Annotated in this window: 15 protein-coding genes and 1 pseudogene; 13 read left to right on the top strand and 3 right to left on the bottom strand. The window is 35.1% G+C overall.

Annotated elements, in window-relative coordinates; genetic code table 11:
• Positions 1-57: 57 nt before the first annotated feature.
• Positions 58-306 carry a helix-turn-helix domain-containing protein gene (locus SAGCYANO_RS50590; RefSeq protein ID WP_375339977.1) on the bottom strand — a complete coding sequence of 83 codons (249 nt, stop codon included), beginning with the start codon at positions 304-306 and terminating at the stop codon, positions 58-60.
• 338 nt (positions 307-644) lie between these two features.
• Here SAGCYANO_RS50590 and SAGCYANO_RS23065 point away from each other — a divergent pair, with 338 nt between their 5' ends.
• The 7 genes and pseudogenes from SAGCYANO_RS23065 (at position 645) to SAGCYANO_RS45395 (ending at position 8,921) form a co-directional block, all read left to right on the top strand.
• The gene (locus SAGCYANO_RS23065) at positions 645-833 is read left to right on the top strand and encodes a hypothetical protein (RefSeq protein WP_202222211.1); all 189 of its coding nucleotides are present in this window, start codon (positions 645-647) and stop codon (positions 831-833) included.
• 1,069 nt (positions 834-1,902) lie between these two features.
• Complete coding sequence (locus SAGCYANO_RS23060) at positions 1,903-3,921, top strand: DNA cytosine methyltransferase (RefSeq protein WP_237396554.1); 2,019 nt, start codon at positions 1,903-1,905, stop codon at positions 3,919-3,921.
• An 895-nt stretch (positions 3,922-4,816) separates the two neighbouring features.
• Positions 4,817-4,969 (top strand): hypothetical protein, encoded by a 153-nt coding sequence (locus tag SAGCYANO_RS23055; protein WP_202222210.1) that lies wholly within the window; start codon positions 4,817-4,819, stop codon positions 4,967-4,969.
• Between the two features lie 508 nt (positions 4,970-5,477).
• Positions 5,478-6,044, top strand: a complete 567-nt coding sequence (locus SAGCYANO_RS23050; protein WP_202222209.1) for a hypothetical protein — start codon at positions 5,478-5,480, stop codon at positions 6,042-6,044.
• A gap of 2,065 nt (positions 6,045-8,109) precedes the next feature.
• Positions 8,110-8,352 (top strand): hypothetical protein, encoded by a 243-nt coding sequence (locus SAGCYANO_RS45405; protein ID WP_237396553.1) that lies wholly within the window; start codon positions 8,110-8,112, stop codon positions 8,350-8,352.
• Positions 8,343-8,405: pseudogene (locus SAGCYANO_RS45400) on the top strand (hypothetical protein); the annotation flags it as partial. The gene SAGCYANO_RS45405 and the pseudogene SAGCYANO_RS45400, both read left to right, overlap by 10 nt.
• Positions 8,406-8,414: 9 nt before the next feature.
• Positions 8,415-8,921, top strand: a complete 507-nt coding sequence (locus SAGCYANO_RS45395; protein WP_237396573.1) for a hypothetical protein — start codon at positions 8,415-8,417, stop codon at positions 8,919-8,921.
• Positions 8,922-9,476: 555 nt separating this feature from the next.
• On the opposite strand, the gene map is transcribed toward SAGCYANO_RS45395, so the two are convergent.
• Positions 9,477-10,244 (bottom strand): type I methionyl aminopeptidase, encoded by a 768-nt coding sequence (map, locus tag SAGCYANO_RS23040; RefSeq protein WP_202222208.1) that lies wholly within the window; start codon positions 10,242-10,244, stop codon positions 9,477-9,479.
• Positions 10,245-10,538: 294 nt separating this feature from the next.
• Here map and SAGCYANO_RS23035 point away from each other — a divergent pair, with 294 nt between their 5' ends.
• On the top strand, positions 10,539-10,925 hold the full coding sequence (locus tag SAGCYANO_RS23035) for a hypothetical protein (RefSeq protein ID WP_202222207.1): 387 nt from the start codon (positions 10,539-10,541) through the stop codon (positions 10,923-10,925).
• A 61-nt stretch (positions 10,926-10,986) separates the two neighbouring features.
• Entirely contained in the window at positions 10,987-11,463 is a 477-nt protein-coding gene (locus SAGCYANO_RS23030) for a glycosyltransferase family 10 domain-containing protein (RefSeq protein ID WP_202222285.1), read from the top strand.
• Positions 11,464-12,147: 684 nt separating this feature from the next.
• Here SAGCYANO_RS23030 and SAGCYANO_RS23025 read toward each other — a convergent pair.
• Complete coding sequence (locus SAGCYANO_RS23025; protein WP_202222206.1) at positions 12,148-14,190, bottom strand: mechanosensitive ion channel domain-containing protein; 2,043 nt, start codon at positions 14,188-14,190, stop codon at positions 12,148-12,150.
• Between the two features lie 3,071 nt (positions 14,191-17,261).
• Here SAGCYANO_RS23025 and SAGCYANO_RS23020 point away from each other — a divergent pair.
• The 4 genes from SAGCYANO_RS23020 (at position 17,262) to SAGCYANO_RS23005 (ending at position 22,368) form a co-directional block, all read left to right on the top strand.
• Positions 17,262-18,158 carry a hypothetical protein gene (locus SAGCYANO_RS23020; protein ID WP_202222205.1) on the top strand — a complete coding sequence of 299 codons (897 nt, stop codon included), beginning with the start codon at positions 17,262-17,264 and terminating at the stop codon, positions 18,156-18,158.
• A gap of 26 nt (positions 18,159-18,184) precedes the next feature.
• Positions 18,185-18,553 (top strand): hypothetical protein, encoded by a 369-nt coding sequence (locus tag SAGCYANO_RS23015; protein ID WP_237396552.1) that lies wholly within the window; start codon positions 18,185-18,187, stop codon positions 18,551-18,553.
• Between the two features lie 972 nt (positions 18,554-19,525).
• Positions 19,526-20,191, top strand: a complete 666-nt coding sequence (locus SAGCYANO_RS23010; RefSeq protein ID WP_202222203.1) for an FHA domain-containing protein — start codon at positions 19,526-19,528, stop codon at positions 20,189-20,191.
• Between the two features lie 665 nt (positions 20,192-20,856).
• Entirely contained in the window at positions 20,857-22,368 is a 1,512-nt protein-coding gene (locus tag SAGCYANO_RS23005; RefSeq protein ID WP_202222202.1) for a serine/threonine-protein kinase, read from the top strand.
• Positions 22,369-22,599 lie beyond the last annotated feature (231 nt).

Raw genomic sequence — 22,599 nt, 5'->3', positions numbered from 1 at the left:
GATAACAATTCATTGGCTGTTTTAAAATGAAAATCTTTACGTTTATCAGCGACCTTTTTATAAGGAAACTTGTCTTTGGTATTGACCAAATCTCGTTTTTGAGAGTAATAATCTGGAATTTCTCTGAGTTGAGGAATTGGCATGCACCTTGGGGCAAGCGTTAACTGGACAACGGTTTTCTGACCACCATGAGAATCTTTCACTCAAACGATAGTTGTACTGCTGACGGAACAATTCCAACCACAATTCTATTGTGGCTATTTGTTCTTTGTTGGGCCTTAATTTATATTGGTAGGCAGTGCCCATGGTGGAAAATTTCCGGGGTTATTGCAAGACAATAATACAAGTTTTTCAACTAGGGCGAAAGCTTCTGCTGGGATGGCATGCAAATTGAATGGGCATCGAACCCATTCAATTTGCCACCGATTCATCCACCAAATCTGCACATTATGGCGTGAGGCTTCTCGGCGATTCAGCTAACGACTATTGGCAATGTTAAGAAAATATCAAATATTTTTGCGTGATGCTCGATATTGAATCTTAATCCAAAATAATAATCACCCAATAGGATGAACCAGTCGAAGGATGTGGTTTTCCACGAGTTAGGAGATGATGAAATTGTAGAGTATTAGGGGTATTCAACTATGTATCATTTCAACTTCAGCCAAATTAATACTAGAAGCCAAGAAGTTTATTATCAACTTTCTGAAGCAATTTATTTATTAGATATAGCAAAGCAAGCATCAGAAGATGCCACAGCTCTTCATTCTATTCAAACAACTATTGAACAATTAATTAATTTACGAAATCGTGTTGGTGCAGGAGAGCTTTAGATTTAAAAATACCTATAAAAAGATTTTATTGAAGCAATTCAATTAGGTATTCAATTTTGGTGGAGTAAGGCAGATAATAATGTGATTCTACAATAAGTGCCAAATTATTCCTGCCTTTCCCATTTTTATCTTTGATATTATTTTGATTTAATGGATTTATTTCAGGTATTGATTATTGGTAACTTCTAAAAATTCATAGCATAAGTTAAGGCTAAAAAGTATTGATTAAATTTGATAGTATTAAATACTTTACCGAATAATTAAGGTTTACAGCCTCTCCTTTAAAGGGGAAACAAGCGGTCGTAGCGCAGTTCGTAGGGTGGGATGACGCCATTCGGAGCGGCTCTGATAAGAGCGGGTCTCGGAGTCATATTCATGAGACCAAGAGAGAAAAAATTTTCATGATTAGTCAATCCTCTTCTTGAAAAGAAGAGGTAATTATTAATTATTAATTATTAATTATTAATTGTTGAACCTAGCCTTTGCGTATTGTGTCGATCACTTCCCTATCTATTCACTTTTCTACAGACCTCTGTTAAGTTAATTCTTGGCTTTGCCCATTGACAATTTTCTGTATAAATGCGCATCCTATCCACAAACTAAAATTGTTGTTGAGATTAAAAATTATCTCAATTTATTAAAATAATATTGGTCGCGCAACCCCGCCTTTTAAGGCGAAATATTTTTGGAGAGTTGCTCACACATCCCCGTTACAAAAATAACTTCTGACTGTAATGAAGTGTGTCTTACCGAATTATTAATTATTAATAATTAATAATTAAATAATTCGCGCCTTGAAGCCTCCCCTTTTAAGGGGAAAAAAGCGGTCGAGGGATGGGGAGGTCTCCTCGCCATATCCAATCTACCAAGAGAAGAAATAATATTTCCTTATATTCAATTCCGTAGCGGTTAAAACCCGAGGTAATTATCAATTATCCATTATCAATTATCAATTAATGAAATTCTTAGGGGACCTCAGAATTACACACTCGCTTCTGACTTCGTTAATAAGTGGGCGATCGCTCAGAGTAAATCTGTTGTGAACATGATAAAATCTCAGATAAATTTATTGAGTAATTCCCCAATTATGCAGCAACTATCTCTACCCTTAAACATACTCAATACCGAACCAAAAACAACCTCACAATTTCAAGAAATACTTAAAACTCTGAACATGACAAATTCTCCTGGATGGCCTGATAAATTTGGGGAATTAATTCATAATTGGTGCACCAAAAAATCTTATTCTCCTATCAAAACTCTAAGCTTATTTACAGGTGGTGGAGGACTAGATATTGCCTTCCATGACTGCGGTTTTCAAATAATCAAAATGCTTGAACTAGAACCAAAATATATTAAAACTCTAGAAACAAATTCTCAGCCAGGAAAATACTTAGAAAACAGTCAACCTATCTGCATTAATATCAGAGACTATTTTCCCTCTCCAGAATTAGAAATAGACTTTATTATTGGGGGGCCACCATGTCAAACATTTTCAGCAGCAGGTAGAAGAGCATCTGGTGTTCCTGGAACAAATGATACTAGAGGAAAACTATTTTTAGAATACGTTCGCATTTTAAAAAAACTACAACCAAAAGGATTTTTATTTGAAAATGTTTATGGAATTATTGGTGCTGAAAATGGCAAAGCATGGCAAACAATTCAAACCGCATTTCAAGAAGCGGGATATACAATTTACTATCGCATACTTGATGCAGCAGACTATGGTGTACCACAACATCGGGAACGACTATTTATTGTTGGATTAAAAACAGGAAATTACCTATTTCCTGCTCCTACTCATGGACCTGATTCTATTGGCAAAGAACCTTTTTATACAGCATTAGCAGCAGTAAAAGATATTAATATCTCAGAGAAAAAGTTAGAAATAAAAGGTAAATATGGGCATTTATTAACAGATATACCACCAGGATTAAATTATAGTTTTTACACTGATAAAATGGGTCATCCTCAGCCAATTTTTAGTTGGCGTTCTAAATTTTCTGACTTTCTTTATAAGGCTGACCCAGAAATGCCAGTGAGAACTATTAAAGCACAAGGAGGGCAATATACAGGACCTTTTAGTTGGGAAAATCGACGGTTTTCAATAGCAGAATTAAAACGACTTCAAACATTTCCCGATGCTTATGAAATTGTTGGTAATCGTTCAGTTTGTATTGAACAAATTGGTAACTCTGTACCACCACAATTAGGCAGAATTTTAGCATTGGGTATTTTGGAGCAAGTTATGGGAGTGAAGTTACCATTTTCCATGCAGTATTTATCTCCAACTCAAAAACTGGGATTTAGACAAAGAAAGCGTCAGTTAACAAAAAGATATGCAGAAAAAGCTGAGGAAGCGATCGCTAAATTCTCTACTCAATCTCTAGAGAAATTACAAACAGTATCTCTATCAATCAATAATTACCCAAATCAAAGAAATATAGAGAAATTTTTGTCTACAGACTTTGGTTGGCATGATTTACCCAAAAGTAATTCTGTCAAAATTTATCTAAACTATGATTTACATTCTAGTTGTTGGCTAATAGATGCAGGTAAGAGTCAGTTGAGAGACAAAAAAAATCAATATTCTATAGATATAATACCTTCAGCAAATTTCCCAGATTGGGTTTTAAATACAGAAAGAGTAAAATTAATTGCTTCTGATTGGGATTTAGAAGTATTTACAGGATTATGGAAAGCATTTGAAGAAAAGCTGAGACAAATAACAGGTAAAGCAGATTTAGTTCAGTTATCTGGATATTATCAGTATCAACCAAAGATTAAAATGACAATGAGTTTTTCTAGGGAATTAGAGACTAATTCTATTTGGCGGGTAGTGGAATCTATTATTAAAGGTATAGGTGTAAAAACTCAACTATCTACTCAAAAATTAGCTTTTTTATGGGGAGTTAATACTGAGGATATTTTTCAGTATATGCAATGTTTACGAAAAATTGGTTATGAAGTGAGGAATCACAATACAAACCCTCAAATTATTCCTGGAGAATATTTAATTCCTTATACTTTTCCGACTTTAAATCCTAAAAGTGTGCAATTAAGAAAAAATTTAGAATTTAGAATTTAGAATTTAGAATTACCTCTTCTTATAAATAGGGCTGACCGATCAATTATAAAAGTATTGAGATATAAAGGTTTGAACATTTTTAGGGTCGAATTACAGTGCCCCTGTTTCAGTTGAAAACGCTCAAAAAGCTAGTATTTTAGGCGCATAGTTGGGCAGAAAAATCATTCTTAGAATTCTTACTCCTACTACCAATTTGAAAAAAGAATGTTACGAATAGTAAGAGGGATAAAAAGACAAATGCAGAAGATGTCCCTTTGACAAAAAAGAGAATTTACACCCTAAAAAATGGTATTAAAGCCATTACCGTGTGACTCCTGAGGACTGAGAACTTACTCCTAAGAAATACCCTAGATATTTGTAGCAAACATTTATCAATCTAGTATAACACCTACCACCTACCACCTACCACCTAACACCTAGAAAATTATTTGTAGCAAACATTTATCAAATGGGTATACCTCCTCGCTCATTCCCATTTCTCCTGTCTCTTGTCTCCAGTATAGCTGTCTCCTACCTCAGCAAAAAGACTTTCCATACGCAAACCCTAAATAAGAGGATTGGATCAAAGGATTTTTTTTCTTCTCTTGGTCGATTGGATATGGCTCCGAGACCTCGCCATCCCACCCAACGGGTGCGCTGCGCTTTTTCCTACGGAATGCTGCGCAAACATGTCGCGTAGCGTTAACGGAGTTGTGCGCCAGCAAAACGACCGCTGTCTTGGTCGATTGGATATGGCGAGGGGACCTCGCCATCCCTCGACCGCTTTTTCTCCATGAATGGAGAGGCTTTATACATGAATTTTTCGGTAATGAGTGATATATATTTAAGAGTGTTTAAAAATCAAAGTTAACTGATAGAAAGCAATGGCAAAGAACAGCTTTTTTTGGAAGGCAAAATGAGCCATAAAACTAGACTCAGATATCAAAAAACTACCCAGGGAATTGCAAATGATTACTTGGAAAAACAAATTATTGCTTGTCGTGACCAGAGTGCTATGGTAAGCATTTCCTACGGAATGCTGCGCAAACAGCTATTAGCAGTCAGCTAGCCTCTTACAGAGGAACTGCGTTATCAGCTTTTAAACGTACAGGACTTGCTAAGGTTATCAGATAACCTTTTTCTTTCGGTACGGAATGCGGAAGCAAACATATTTCACTCCTTGGAGACTAATTCCTCCTTCGGTGCGATAATGAGCTAATAACTCATAGCTGAATGCTGAATGCTGAATGCTGACGTGCTATGAGTGATGTATATCAACTCGAATAAAATCAAATAAATAATTTGAATATACTTGTTAATGCAGTTACCAGTGAAGTTGGTAAAGCATTAGTTGGTTTGACAATTTTACAATTAGACATCTCCAAAAATCAAAAATAAAATCAATTATCGTACATAAATTATCAGTTATTTCCCCCTCCATACCTATTCCCTATTCCCTATTCCCTCTTTTCTGAAGATGTCTATTGTGTGTAAAAAGTATTGAACAAAAATAAAGTATTAGGCTACATAAAAACAGCACAAACAGAAATGCTTTTTCATGGCAAAAGGGAATACCAATGCGTTCTTTAGACAAACAATATATTACTCCTATTTTGCGCAAATATGAACTCTTAAAACTCAATGCCGATGGATTTATGATGACGCGCAGTTTAGCCGAAAATTATCCTTATTCACCTGTTTCTAAAGCAAATATTAGAGGAGCGCGTCTTGAATGGCTTAGTCTTGTAGAATTAATTGAAGCTAATCAAATAAACTCAGAAAATGCTCTACATTACTTACTATCACAACTACTCAATAATGCTAGAGAATTTAAAAAATTAGCTACAGAAACTCTTGATTCAGTTCAACATTTTTTAGAATCAACTGAAATTATAAATCAGCAAATTATTACTGACTTAATATGGAGACATATAGAAGAATCTGATTATGCAGCACGTATTATGGAAATTGCTATACATAGTCTTATGCAGGCAATGCAAGAAAATCAACTATTTCCAGATTGTGAACTTAAGCCTTTATCGCAAATGCGTTCTGCAAATAAGAAGCACGGTAATATTGGCGATATTGAGATATTAGAAAAAGGTAATATTATTGAAGCCTGGGATGCTAAATATGTTCATTAATTGATAATTGATAATGGATAATTGATAATTACCTCGGGTTTTAACCGCTACGGAATTGAATATAAGGAAATATTATTTCTTTTCTCTTGGTCGATTGGATATGGCTCCGAGACCCGAAGAGTGACAGAGCCGCTCCGAAGATCGCCATCCCATCCTACGGAATGCTGCGCAAACGACCGCTGTCTTGGTTGATTGGATATGGCGAGGGGACCTCGCCATCCCTCAACCGCTTTTTCCCCGATCAAGGGGAGGCTTCAAGGCGCGAATTATTTAATTATTAATTATTAATTATTAATTATTAATTATTCGGTAAGGCTTATTTACGAGATGAAATTGAGGAACTAGCAGATAAGTTGTTAAGTCATCCTAATGTTACATTGGCGGGTTTTGTTACAAGTGTTAAACTACAGCGACAATCAGAATTAATCTCTCGTTGTCAAGAATTAGAAGAATAATTTGGCATTTCTCTAGAAATAATTACATTTACAGATTGGATTAAAAACAAATTTAATCAAGCAATAAAAGAGGGTTTTCTGACAGAAGAAAAGTTAGCAAGTGCATGGTTAATTGCTTATACTGAATCACTGGCACAGAAACGCCGTAATATTGCACCTATTGATGAACCTTGTCAACAATGGCTAACTACTTTAAAGGCAATTTTAGAAGGTGTATAAATAAATAATTTTTATAATTAATTCCATAGATACTTATAGCCAAATTTTTCCACCTTATCTCCAAATTTTTCCACCTTATCTAAGGGGTGCATCTCATAGCAAGCAAAAATACTTTTTTCCTGTATATTCCCTGTTGCCTCTCTTGGTCAGCATTCCCTCTCTTGGTCGGCGTTCCGCAAGCGAGCTGGCGTCGTCGCGGGGTCCGACCGCTTGCGCCTGGCGGCGGCGCGGGGTCTGACCGCTGTTGCCTTTCGGAGCTTTTGCCTAAAAGCGATAAATTTTTGGCTTTATTCTTGCATTGAGATGCACCCTATCTAAGAACAATCCCTAAAACTTAAATCATCAAATAAATATCTTGATAATTTAAGTAATATAACGGTAGATGAAATTGATTAAGAAAAAAATTTACCGAATAATTAAAGTCTAAAGCTTTTACACATCAAGGAGAGAAAAGAAAAAAATCATTTTAGTCAATTCTCTTGTTTTCAAGGAAAGGTAATTGTTAATTATTAATTGTTAGAGATGCAATATAACTAAATAGGGTCTGCTGATTAAATCTAAAAGCATTGACATATAAAGACAAGTGTCTTTTTGGGTCTGTAATACCTTGGTTTTCAGCTCTTCACGCTCATGCATGGAGCGTATTTTAGGCTCATAGTTGGGCAGAACAATCTTGGGACAAAACTTAGCTCCTACTTCCTCGCTCATTCCCCGTTTCTCCTGTCTCCAGTATAGCTGTCTCCTACCACAGCAAAAAGACTTTCCATACGCAAACCCTAAATAATTTCCTCATCAACTATTTTGACTTCTACTCTCTTCATAGATATTTTATTCACAATCTGGAGGAAGAACGGAAATAAACTTTGGGCTGAAAATATACTTCCAGATATTCCTTGAGAAAACTATCATCAAATATACAAATTAATTAATTTTGCGTAACTACTTAAACCAGCTTGAAAAAATAATTCCACAAAAAGGTGCGTCTCGAAATATATCCTTAAAAGATTTTCTCAAATTCATTTTATCAAGCTACATTTATCATTTGTATTTGTTTTTCAATATTTATTCCTTCTTCCCTCTTCCTTCCTACTTACTTATATCATTTACTTTTTGACGGATTCAATGTACGATACTATATTATTTTAGTTATACACTCAAACCAAAGGTTAGAACAGTTAAAAATTTTAAAACTCAGACAAGGTAAGATTTTTCCTTCTTTCTTCTTTCTTCTTTCTTCTGCAATAATCAAAAAAATAAAAGCTACCGATCATGGAATCTCAAACTTTAACTAATAAAAAAAAGGCACAACAATTCAAAATATTCAAGTTACAAAAGTAGTTGATGGTGACACAATTAAAGTTTTATTAAACGATAAACGAGAATTTATCAGAATGGATTATGTTGATGCTGAAGAAAGCTATTCTGAATATTCCAAACCAGTGACAGACATGGGTAAAGCTGCATCAGAAATGGCAATGAAATATTTCATATTATCTGATGGTGAACTTGCTCAAGTTGATATTGAATTTGATACAGACGACCCTGTAGAAAATTGTTTAGAAAAATATCGCGACCATCAAGGTCGTTTAATAGCTTATGTCAAAAAAATGGAGAAAATTTTAATATTAAACTAATTAAAGAAGGCTGGAGTCCCTATTTTATTAAATATGGAAATTCTAGACTTTATCATCAAGAAATGATAGCTGCAGAAATAGAAGCTCAAGCTAATAATCTTGGTGTTTGGAACCCTCAAATAAATCGAGGTAAACGTAAAAGAAATTATAATTTGCTAGTACCTTGGTGGTCATTAAGAGCTTCCATTGTAGATAATTATCGTACCTATGGAATAGCTTCTGGAGTTCTAGAAGTGAGATTAGATTTTCCCAAGATTTTAGCAGCAGCAAGAGCTGAAGAATATGTAACAGTTTTCTATGATTTACAGGGAGGAGTTTCTAAGTGGTTAGATAATGGTGCTTTAATTTATGATGGAACTAAAGACCACCGTTTAAAATTATGGATTCCAAATACTAATACTGAAGAAATGAAGCCATTATTACAGCTATTAAAAAATCGTTACTTTGGTTTAGGTAGAGGATATGTTTATATTACTGGGCAACTACAGATGTATAGAGATAAACCAGAAATTATTCTTTCTGAAATAAACCAATTATCAGATTTTCCACCTACAGTATCAGGGCAATGAAAACTATGATTTTAAGCATTTCCTGCGGAATGCTGCGCAAACAGCTATTAGTTGATGGTCATTTCAGTTATCAGTTAGCCCCATAAGGTCGTAACTGCGGACTTCAGTTAACAGTTATCAGTTAATAGTTAACAGTACCTCCTACTATTTGCGCCGCATGACCTAGGAAAGCAGGAGGCTTGAAATACTTAATTTTCTTTTCTCTTGCTCAAGTAAGATGCTTGAATATTATCTTTTACTTACCCACATTTAAGCGCCTTTACAATTTTAGGACTACTAATTTACCGAATAATTAAGGTTTAATATCATGTCCGGTAGCATCGGTATTGTATAGCAAAGGTAAGGAAGAGGGAAGAAGGCTACCCTCGCAAGAAAAAAATCTAAATTTCCTGTAGATATTCACCCTTGGGTTTACACAAACGATTGCGTTCGGACATGATATAAAGCCTCTCCTTTAAAGGAGAAACAAGAAAAAATTTTCATAATTAGTCAACCCTCTCCTTGAAAAGAAGAAGTAATTATTAATTATTAATTATTAATTATTAATTGTTGAATTTAGCCTTCATATTGAGTTAATATTTCTACCCCTGTTTCAGTAACAGCAACAGTATGCTCAAATTGTGCAGATAATTTACCATCCTTAGTAATAGCAGTCCAACCATCGTCCAGCACCTTTGCTTCCCAAGTACCTTCATTAATCATCGGTTCAATAGTAAATACCATTCCAGTCCGCAACTTTTTCCCTTTTCCTCTAGTACCATAATGAGGAATTTGTGGTGCAGTGTGGAAAATATTACTCACACCATGACCAACAAAATCTCTAACTACAGAAAAACCTTCTGCTTCAGCATATTCTTGAATAGCAGCTCCAATATCCCCAATTTTATTTCCAGGTTTAACTTCAGCAATGCCTAAATACATAGATTTTTCTGTAACTTCAACTAATTTTTTAGCCAATGGAGAAGGTTCACCTACGAAAAAAGTTTTAGAAGTATCCCCATGATAGCCATCAAGAATTGGAGTCACATCAATATTAATAATATCTCCCTCTTTTAAGATTTGTTTTTTGTTAGGAATACCGTGACAAACTACCTCATTAATACTCGTACAGATAGACTTAGGAAAACCATGATAACCAAGGGGAGCGCTACGAGCGCCATGAGCTTGCGTCCAACGTTCTGCTTCTTCATCTAGTTCTAGAGTGCTTACCCCTGGCTTGACAAGAGGTTCAAGATGATGTAATAATTCTGCTGCTAAACGTCCTGCTCGACGCATTTTTTCTATTTCTCTTTTTGATAATAAAACGATTGTTTCAGTTGCCATTGGTTGTTTGATTAATCCTGCAAACTATACGGTTTTAATAGACATAGCTTACTTTAGCATATAAATAATCAAGAAGGAGTCAGGAGTCAGGAGTCAGGAGTCAGAATATAAAAGGATTTTTATTAGACATCTCCAGAAAATAGGGAGTAGGGAATAGGAAGTAGAGAGAGATTTACTCTTTATAGACAGGATAGTTTTTTTGCAGAGCGCTTTTCAACCAGACATGATATAACTCAATATTTGCTCACCATACTAGCGCTTCCAGACTACAATTGTAGGTGAAAAAAAAGAGAAATGATCGAAATTTTTAAAGTAGATAATATGGAGTGTACTCCTTTTATTCGGCAAGTTGAAAAATTTGCTGGCGATGAAATGGTGTTTAGCGATAGAGAAGAAGATTGCGATGTATTTGTCACTAGATTTTTTCAAAAATTAAAACCTTTGATTCTTCAGTATGGTTCGTCTAAAAAATACCTAGTTTGGACTCACGAACCAAGGTTTGATACTCATTTTAATCACAAAGTATCCTGGAAAGGAGTAGATGTACATATAATTAACATTTACACGGGGGATATTTATTTGAATTATTATTACTTTTTTGGCGAGAAAATATATGTAAAATACCAGATTATCAAGTTGAAAAATTTGCTAGGGAAAAACATAAAAAGATTGCAGCTTTAATCAAAAATTGTAATTGGAATACATCCTTGATTTGTAATGGACGGGAATTAGATTTATATGAATTAAGAAAAAAATTGCTTTACAGGGTTATCAGTTAGATAAAATTGATATTTATGGCAAAGGATGGCAAGAAAATATTGTTATAGAAAATTCTCGCTCAGGAAGATGGCAAGAAAGAAAAATAGAGATATTGCAAAAATATCATTTTAATCTCTGTTTTGAAAATACTATTGCTGACTACTACTGTACGGAAAAAATTTGGGATTCTATCATCAGTGGCTGTCTTCCTATTTATTATGGGGGCAAAAATAGCACGATTTATGAAGATTTTGAAAAAAATAGTTTTTTAGACTATACCGAGTTTAGAGATAGCAATGAATTATTTGAATATGTAGAAAAAATGAGTATAGATGAATTTAATCAACGCTTGAATCTCTGTATTCAAACATTCAATAAAACTTATGAGAAAGTCAAACAAATGAATCGAAAGAAACAAGTAGTTAAAAATATAGTGCAAAAATTTAAAGAAATTATTTAGGGCTTGCTGATTAAATATCAAAGTACTTGTCAATAAAAGTTTTAGCCTTTTTATAATCGAAAAAAGTACGCCTATTTCAATTCACTTACCCTCAATAAAGTGAGAATTTTTGGGTGAGGGGGCAGAAAAATCTCTCGAACAATTATTCCTCCTACTTTCTCTGTCTTCCCACCCTCCCCACACTTTGCTTTTTTCAGCAAATCCTATTTATACCAATTCCCAAAAATAATGCTATACTTCCGATGAACTTCAGTTATTAAGTAATAATAATGATTCAGTAATGAATGTAGAGGATTATCGGCATTAATCCAAAATATCTTATGCCTTTTAACCCTACTCCCTACTCCCTACTTCCAAGGAGATGTAGCAAAACTTTTGAGAAATGGTATGATACCAATTCCCAACAGTAATGCTATACTTCAGTTATACTTCAACAGTCAAATATTTACCAAGATTCAAAGTCTTTTTTTGACAATTATTAGTCGGTTAGTATAGATTTTTCCTACTTTTAACCTCTCCCCACACCTCCCACACTTCCCACACTTCCTCCTGGGAGGGAGGGGCGAGGGTGGGTCCCCACCCAATCATACATAGCATTCTTGCGTGAGAAATGGTATTAGAGGGCAGGTTTTTAGGACTACAGAAATATCAAGGCTTTCGGCTAAACCCGTCCCTACAATTGTGCTATTCATCAGAATTATTTTGTGGCTCTAAATCAATTCCCCTAGCATCTGGATCGGTTTCCCGTTGACTATTCTCTTTCATCTGAGAATTAGTGCTAAGATTACTTTCAATCTCATCATTATAAAAGCGATAAAACAGAGGCTCATCTTTAAAATTATGTTCGTCTAAAACATGGTGAATTATCCCCTGTTCTAACATTAATTGACCCATTAAAATAGCTTCTTCTCTAGTAGCTCGTTCGTGAATCATTAACCACTCTACTGCATCCGACCCAAAAAAGACATTTTCAAATTTCTTAAATTGAAATTTGCGGTCTTTGATAGAAACTCCGTTAGCTCCACGCATCGCATTGGCGATCGCTTCCCAGTCGTACTCTTCTTTGATAGCAGGTGGTTCGATAGAAGGAGTTTCTTGAGCTTGAAGTCGATGCTCTACAGAAGTTTGTGACCGCAACCAAGCATAGATTTCTGGGTCGAGGTCTTTGAGATGTAAGTCTTGTTGAGGACGAGCTACTTCTACTCCATACTTTCGCAAAAATCTTTCTATCTGGTTATACAAGTGTGTTCTCACCTTCGGTTGCTTGAGAGGGTCGCGGATAAAAGCTACTACCCGAAACTGTAACCCATCCTCTGCATATTCCCGAAATTTAACTTTGGGGGGTGGATGACGGAGAATATCTGGATGTTCTACTTGAGCTGAAGCAAGCAAAACTTTGTAGACAAAATCAATATCTGTTCCATGAGGAACTTTCACATAAGTTTTCACCCTAGTTATACCACTGCGGTTCCAGTTGAGGACTTCCCCTTCAATAAACCGAGAGTTGGGAATGGTAATAATGTAGCGTTCGATATTAGAAATATCAGTTGTTCTGGCACCGATGCGTTGGACTAAACCTTGAAATTCTCCAACTTGAACTAATTCTCCAACTTTGACCGGACGAGCAACAATCAAAATTAACCCACAGACGAAGTCTTTAACAATATTTTGTAATCCAAAACCAATTCCTACTCCGAGCGCTCCAAGCAAAATAGCTAGAGACTGAAAGTCTACTCCTCCAGCATTGAGAATTAAGACCGCTCCTATAGAAAGTAGTCCGTATTGAACAAAAAAAGCGATCGTGTCTTGATGACTGCGGTCTGCTTCTGTGAGGGGTAGGAAGCGAGATTTGAGAATACTCACAAACCAGCTTACCACTACCCAAAGTGCGACTATGGTTAAGGCGATCGCTAATATTCTGCTCAGGGAAATGCTTTCTTCTCCCAGTTGAAACATTCTGGAATTAAATGTACTGTCTAGAAGTTTGAAAGCTTCATAAAACCAAGCTCTAGTTATGGGAAATAGTTGAATTCCATACTTGATAAATGTTGCCCATACTCCCACTTGCAATAATAGTAAACCTAATAGTTGTAGGGAGTTCCAGCGTTTCTGAGGATTTTGGAGCTTCTGGCGTTGAATGTAACGAAATAGTAATACGAGTCCCCCCTGAAGTAACAGAGTAATCAAAAAGGCAATTATCAGCTTTTTGATTGCCCAACGGGTATAAGCTGGCGTGCGTTCCCGCCAACTTTGATTTAAACCCTGCTGGAGTTTTTCCTGCCACATTTGGACTTGAATTTCTGAGTACATGGAGTTGAGGACATCTGCTTCTGTCACCTGCACTAAGGGACGACTATCGATGTTTAATACTACTTCTTGATTAGAGCGAACTACTTTTATCTGTGGTGGTTTTCCTCGTTGAATACTCTCAGCTAAGGCTGATTTTAGAGTTGATGTGATTAATTCCGCTCTCTCTTGGGCTGTCACTTTTTCCAAAGGGCCAACTTCTATAAGCTCTCGACCATCTAATACTACCGGAGCTTTTACGTTTGTTGCATCTTCTGCTAGGACGGGAGAGAATAAAAATATTGATAATAAACAGATGCACAGTGCCAGAATTAGTCTAAACCCATATTTCTGAAGTTTTGAGACATAGTGGAAGGAAGGAGGAAGAGGGAAGAAGGAAGAAGGAAGAAGGTTGATATTTCGTTGTTTTAGATGTTCCATAAGTCAAATTAAGGAAGGAGGAGGAAGGAGGAAGGCTTTAGTTATCTAGGATAGAAGATTAAATAATATTAGGTTGTTTAAACTATTCCATAAGTCAAATATAGTAATGCTACTGCTATATCTTATAGCAAAGAAAAAGGGAAAAGTGGATGAAGAGAGTTTTCGACAAGTGACTTGTCTAGATGCTGGTGCATTGTAATTTTGGTCTATTGTAATTATTTTGGTCAAGGACAAAAACAGTGGGAGCATCTTGTTCCCTTACCGAATAATTAAGGTTTAAAGTCTCCTCTTTTAAAGGAGAAACAAGAAAAAATTTTCATGATTAGTCAATCAATATTGCTCTTCTATATTATCTATTGTCCAATAGTTATTGCTGTGCTGATTAAATTTCAAAGCTTTTACAGGTAAAAGTTTCAACCTTTTTCTGGAAAATATTGCTCTTCTATATTATCTATTGTCCAATAGTTATTGCTGTGCTGATTCGCGAAAGATAGCGATCGCGATTATTGCTCTTCTATATTATCTATTGTCCAATAGTTATTGCTGTGCTGATTAAATTTCAAAGCCTTTACTGGTCAAAGTTTCAACCTTTTTCTGGAAAATATTGCTCTTCTATATTATCTATTGTCCAATAGTTATTGCTGTGCTGATTCGCGAAGGATAGCGATCGCGATTATTGCTCTTCTATATTATCTATTGTCCAATAGTTATTACTATGCTGATTAAATTTCAAAGCCTTTACTGGTAAAAGTTTCAACCTTTTTCTGGAAAATATTGCTCTTCTATATTATTTATTGTCCAATAGTTATTGCTGTGCTGATTCGCGAAAGATAGCGATCGCGATTATTGCTCTTCTATATTATCTATTGTCCAATAGTTATTACTATGCTGATTAAATTTCAAAGCCTTTACTGGTAAAAGTTTCAACCTTTTTCTGGAAAATATTGCTCTTCTATATTATTTATTGTCCAATAGTTATTGCTGTGCTGATTCGCGAAAGATAGCGATCGCGATTATTGCTCTTCTATATTATCTATTGTCCAATAGTTATTGCTGTGCTGATTAAATTTCAAAGCCTTTACTGGTCAAAGTTTCAACCTTTTTCTGGAAAATATTGCTCTTCTATATTATCTATTGTCCAATAGTTATTGCTGTGCTGATTCGCGAAGGATAGCGATCGCGATTATTGCTCTTCTATATTATCTATTGTCCAATAGTTATTGCTGTGCTGATTAAATTTCAAAGCCTTTACTGGTCAAAGTTTCAACCTTTTTCTGGAAAATATTGCTCTTCTATATTATCTATTGTCCAATAGTTATTGCTGTGCTGATTCGCGAAGGATAGCGATCGCGATTATTGCTCTTCTATATTATCTATTGTCCAATAGTTATTACTATGCTGATTAAATTTCAAAGCCTTTACTGGTCAAAGTTTCAACCTTTTTCTGGAAAATATTGCTCTTCTATATTATTTATTGTCCAATAGTTATTGCTGTGCTGATTCGCGAAAGATAGCGATCGCGATTATTGCTCTTCTATATTATCTATTGTCCAATAGTTATTGCTGTGCTGATTAAATTTCAAAGCCTTTACTGGTCAAAGTTTCAACCTTTTTCTGGAAAATATTGCTCTTCTATATTATCTATTGTCCAATAGTTATTGCTGTGCTGATTCGCGAAAGATAGCGATCGCGATTATTGCTCTTCTATATTATCTATTGTCCAATAGTTATTACTATGCTGATTAAATTTCAAAGCCTTTACTGGTAAAAGTTTCAACCTTTTTCTGGAAAATATTGCTCTTCTATATTATTTATTGTCCAATAGTTATTGCTGTGCTGATTCGCGAAAGATAGCGATCGCGATTATTGCTCTTCTATATTATCTATTGTCCAATAGTTATTACTATGCTGATTAAATTTCAAAGCCTTTACTGGTAAAAGTTTCAACCTTTTTCTGTAAAATATTGATGTTCTATATTATCTATTGTCCAATAGTTATAGCTGTTTCCGCACATTATGAAGTACATATCTGGAGCAAGTGCGGCAGCTATATACTTTCATGCAACAAAGCCATTATTAATTATTAATTATTAATTATTAATTATTAATTGTATCTTGCTCCCTGAAAGTGGTGTTGTTCATTCCCATCTAGCATCTACCATTATGCGAGCAGGACTACCCGTGTCTACAAACGCCAAGCAATTTTAGATATAGCGTTTTTCAAGTTACTGAGGTACGGCTGTTTTTCTTCTTTTCTACTCCCGGTAGTTCTGCATGGTAATGATATATCAGGACTTACGCAAATTCATCTTTAAAACGCCATATGTAGGGGCGAATGGCATTCGCCCTCACTGGATTTAGTGTCCGTGCGTAAGTCCTGATATGTAGGACTTATCCAGTAGAACGTATTTCTGTCCGCAGCGACCGATAGGGTTTGCGGAGCATTCCGGAACGGAAAGCAATCTCAAACGCTACTTTTTCGTGCCTCGTGCGTAAGTCCGGATATGTAGATGAACAACGGTGCTTCATGGGAGCAAGATACGAGTAAGGGAGCAAGATACGAGTAAGGGAGCAAGATACGAGTAAGGGAGCAAGATACGAGTAAGGGAGCAAGATACGAGTAAGGGAGCAAGATACGAGTAAGGGAGCAAGATACGAGTAAGGGAGCAAGATACGAGTAAGGGAGCAAGATACGAGTAAGGGAGCAAGATACGAGTAAGGGAGCAAGATACGAGTAAGGGAGCAAGATACGAGTAAGGGAGCAAGATACGAGTAAGGGAGCAAGATACGAGTAAGGGAGCAAGATACGAGTAAGGGAGCAAGATACGAGTAAGGGAGCAAGATGCTCCCACTACTGTGTCTGGCAACAAAAATTATTACAATCTACCAGATTTATGCTTCAATTAATCTAGCAGAACTAAAACTAAAATAGTCAGATAATTTATGTTTGAACTTAGATAAAGCAAGCTAATCAAAATTAATCATTTACTGCTAATTAAGCCTATTAAATCAAAACAGCAAATCTGATTTTTTACTAATCTATTTTATGCAATCTATGCACAAATAATTATATGAAAAAATTACTACTATATTTGACGGTTTCAATCATCTGTGGGTGCAGTGACTTATCTACTGCTGAAAATCAATTAGACTTGTCTAGCACATCGCCCACTCCTACCTTTGTAGAATGCCCACAAAAACCAATAATTCGTCTGGATAAAACAGATGCTAAATCTTTATCTTTAACTGAAAATATTATTACTATATCTGATACTGTTAACTCTGAAAAACAACTTAGTTATAAATTCTATGCCAGAAGGGGCAAAGACTTTAACTATAGAATTACTAGCAATGTTTGTATTTGGATATTTTCTCCAGATACGAAACTATTACAACGTCGAGAATTAATCATCGCTGAACAGAGTGATTCACCAATTTCTGGAGAACAAATGTCTATTGACTTGCCCTTAACAGGAGAATATATTGTGCAAGTTTCTAGTCCTAGTGAATCTACAGAATTTAACCTAGAAATGAATTTAGGAGATTTACCAACACCAGAACCTTCTACAGTTAATATAGACGAAACTTCATCAACGCCAAAATCAGAAACGACACCTCAAGAATCTAGCTCTAAAACTTCTAGTGAAACAGCAGTAAAAAATTACTACTCTAATCTTAATCAAGGTAAATATGAGCAAGCTTGGAATCAACTATCAACAAGTTTTCAAGATAATCAACAACTACATCCAGATGGTTATAATTCCTATTATGATTGGTGGACAGGAATTAGTAATATTGCTATTCAAGATGTTAAGCAGGTCAGCACAAGTACAGACACGGCTACAGTAAATATTCTGGTAAAATATACAAAAAAATCAGGAGAAAATATTGCTCAATCTCTGGAGTTATTTTTAGTTTGGAATTCTACAGATAAAAAATGGAATATAGATACAGTTAGCCTGAATTAGTTAGAATTATTATGGTAAAATATTCTTTGACTCTTACAAACAAAAATACTAATCAAATATCTAGATATACTTTAGATTTAGAACAATATTATGAAAATCAGCCTGCCAGTTTTTTTACCCCTATAGTGTGCAATAAAATTAGAAATGAACTACAAAGTAAAAGTAGCTGTCATATTAATGATATGTACCTACAAATAATTATCAAAACATGGATTCAAGATATCAAAGAAGGATATAGAGATAGTAATATTCTTCTAGATTTACCTAAAATTAATCATCAAAATATTAACAGTCTCAAAGAATCAGGAAATCAAGAAATTCCTCAACTTATTTATCCAGACTTATCTGATATAGAACCAAAAATTGGTGCCTTACCCCCCTTAGATTTTTCTTAACTAGCTATCAGCTATTAGCTATCAGCTATCAGCCTAAAAAGCTGAATGCTTTTTAAAGAAAGAATGAAGGGACAAAAAGGAAGAAGGTAGTTAGCTCAAGACTGTTACTAAACAAAAACATCAAATTAAAAATTATGTTGTAGAAAGGGACAGGACTTACACAAATTAACCTTGAAAATGCCATCTGTAGGGGCGAATGGCATTGGCGCTCACTAAATTTAGCGCCCGTGTGTAAGTCCTGAAGGGAATTAAAATCAATTGGCAGTCGGTGCAACCGTAATAGTATTGATTGAACAGGGGACAAATTATCTAGTTAGCTATTATTACCTCAGCTCGAATTAAAAGAGAGAAAATGTATTTAGGTTTCTTTCCTACTCAGAGTTTTTTCCACTGCAGGTCTCCCCTACTCCTGTACGGGCGAATGCCATTCGCCCCTACTCTCCTACTCCCTCTACCATTACCGAATAATTAAGGTTTAAAGCCTCTCCTTTAAAGGAGAAACAAGAAAAATTTTTCCTTTGATTCAATCCTCTTCTTTTCAAGGAAAGGTAATTCTAAATTCTAAATTCTAAATTCTAAATTAATGTATTTAGGTTTCTTTCCTACTCAGAGTTTTTTCCACTGCAGGTCTCCCCTACTCCTGTACGGGTGAATGCCATTCGCCCCTACTCTCCTACTCCCTCTACCATTACCGAATAATTAAGGTTTAAAGCCTCTCCTTTAAAGGAGAAACAAGCGGTCGTAGCACAGCTTCCCGTAGGGTGGGATGGCGTTTTGCTCCGCAACATATAAAGCGGAGCGGCTCTGATAAGAGCGGGTCTCCTCGCCATATCCAATTGACCAAGAGAGAAAAGATTTTCATGATTAGTCAATCAATTCCGTTTTCAAGAAGAAGTAATTCTAAATTCTAAATTCTAAATTCTAAATTATTGAAGTTTGCACCACTACCTAAATTTATTTTTGAGGATAATTATGGCTATTAATTGTAATGTATGTTTCTACGATAGAAATTCTGACAAAAATCAATTTTGCGAAGTTTGTGGTTCAGAAATACAACCATCAATCACTTTGTTTGAGGCTACAGAAAAAGGAATTCAAGAGGGAGAAACACAAACTGTTTTACAAACAGATGAACAACCAGTAAATTTTCATCAAAGTATTAATCAAAATATTAACAATAATCCTGTCACTGCACCAGTTCATACAAATATTCAAACTAGCTTACCTCCAACTCTAGAAACTGCTAAAAAAGCAAATATTTTACCTACAAACTCTGCTAATCCTACTGTAATTACTGGCACAATTGCTAAACTTATTCCAAAACAAGTAGGTTCGCCCGTACCAGAATTTATTATCGATAGTAACAATGCTCTGATTGGTAAATTTGACCCGAATATCGGTCCTGTAGAAATTGATTTAGATGGATTTTATGGAGATGAAACAGTTTCTTCTACCCATGCAGAAATCTATTTTGAAAATAATCAATGGCAGATAAAAGACATGGGTTCTACTCATGGTATTTATATTAAACCTATGGGTAAAACTAGGTTTGGATACCGGATGAATAAACCAGAAATATTAAACTCAGGAGATGAAATTGCTATAGGTAAAATTCGATTACTATTTCTGATTGTTTAAATATATCAGGACTTACGCAGAGACTCTATATATATATAGCGATCGAGAATACTATTTCCCCCTACAGATGGGGTGCATCTCATATTTGCAAAAATACTTTTTTCCTATATATTCCCTGTTCCCTGTTCCCTGTTCCCTGTTCCCTGTTCCCTGTTCCCTAAAAGCGATAAATTTTTTGCTTTATTCACGCATTGAGATGCACCCTACAGATGGTGGTTTAAAAGTCAATTTGCGTAAGTCCTGTATATTTAATTTATATATTTAATTTAGGAGTCAGGAGCTGTAAAGTAGGGGCGAATGGCTATTCGCCCTTACCGAATAATTAATAATTAAATAATTCGCGCCTTGAAGCCTCCCCTTTTAAGGGGAAAAAGCGGTCGAGGGATGGATGGGTTTCCTAACCATATCCAATCGACCAAGAGAAAAGTTCTAGGATATTTTCTTATATTCAATTCCGTAACGGTTTTAACCAGAGGTAATTATCAATTATCCATTATCAATTATCAATTAATGAACGCCCTTATTATTAGTAAGATTCTTTTTTAAAACTCTGATAAAAAGGTCATTTTTTCTTCTTCCTTCCTTCTTCTTTCTTCCCTCTTCCCTCTTCCCTCTTCTTTCTTCCTTCTTCCCTCTTCCTTCTCCAGCAAAATAAGGATAAAAAAATGTCGATAAACTGCCCAGTTTGTGGCGCAGAAAATTCTGATACTGCCATTACCTGTCGCGCTTGTGGTTTCCCTTTAACTAATATAAATTCAGTAGGATATCAACTTCCTAGTGGCACTTTACTTCAGCAAGGTAAATATAGAATAGAAAAAACATTAGGTGAGGGTGGTTTTGGCATTACTTACAAAGCAACTGATTTAGAAAATTTTACCGATGTTGCGATTAAAGAACTTTGCCCAGATAAATTTCTGAGACATGGCATAAATATTATTTGGCCTCCCTCTATTACTGCCAAAATTAAGCAGGAACAAATCCAAAAATTTAAGACAGAAGCAGAATATTTACAAAAATGTATCCATCCCAATATTGTCAGAGTCATTAATTGGTTTGAGGCTCACAATACAGCTTATTTAGTAATGGAGTTTGTCAAAGGTAAACCCCTATCTAAAATTTTGCAAGAAAAAGGTAAACTGCCAGAAAATATTGTCAAAAAATATTTTATTCAAATTGCCGAAGCTTTACAATTGGTTCATGCCAATAACTTCCTACATCGCGATATTAAACCAGATAATATTATTATTAATTCCCTAGATAAAGCTATCCTCATTGATTTTGGTTCCGCCAGAGAATTTTTGGCAGGTCTCACGAATAAAATGACTTCTATGCTGACACCTGGATATGCACCAATAGAACAATATACTAACTTCGGTAAACCCAATGCTAGTACAGATTTATATGCTGTTTGTGCTTCAATTTATCATGCTTTAACAGGTAAATTACCAGTAGCATCACCTGGTAGATTAAGTTCAGAAACTTTGATTTCTCCATGTCAAATAGAACCATCAATTTGTCCCCAGATAGAACAAATTATTTTAACAGGAATGAAGATGGAAATAGAGGAACGTTTTCAAAGTGCTGAGGAATTAATTGATGCACTGAAAGGTAAGTTTGTTTCTCAAGAGTTAAGGCAAGCTAGACAGATTTTAAAACAAGGAAATTTGACAGAAGCAGTCACTGCTTATCAACAATGTTTGTTAAAAGAATCTGATAATGGTATTGCTGCTGTAGAACTGGCAATGATATTAGTTTATATTGACTATCGCCAAGCTATTTTGGCTGCCGAGCGAGCTATTAAAATTAATCCCAATGATGGTAGAGGTTATGGAGTTTTGGGATTAATTAATTGTCGTCTAGAGAATTGGGCAGAGGCAGTTCAACAGTTAGAAAAAGCTGTAAATTTATCTCCAGAAGAATCTTGGATACAGGCTAACTATGCTTGGAGTTTAGCAAAATTATCTAGATGGAAAGAAGCATTAATAGTATGCGATCGCTCCTTAAAAATAGATAGTAATTCTGCTTTTGCATTAGGATTAAAAAACTGGATTTTAGCTAATAAAAAAAGTGGTAATTTCAGTTATCAGTTATCAGTTATCAGTTATCAGTACCTCTGCAATAAGGAGGCTTCAAATATGGAATATGTTCTTTTTATGCAGAAGCTTATCATAATTTAGGGTGGGTGTTGTTATACCAAATTGATAAATGTTTGCTACAAATAGTTAGGGTATTTATTCTAATGCGCGAATGCGCGAATTTAGAATGCATAATGGATATATTTAATACCATTTTTGATGTTTAAAATTACCTTTTTCGTGAAACAGACTTTATCTGAAAGTCTTTTTATGCTGCAAATTAATTCGTAACATTCTTTTTTCATGCATGGTATTAAATATTAAAAATTCTCA

This window comes from Okeania sp. KiyG1 (assembly GCF_014132355.1).
Taxonomy (GTDB): Bacteria; Cyanobacteriota; Cyanobacteriia; order Cyanobacteriales; family Microcoleaceae; genus Okeania.
Note: the sequence above shows the minus strand (reverse complement) of the source record. Positions and strands in the feature narration are given on the sequence as shown.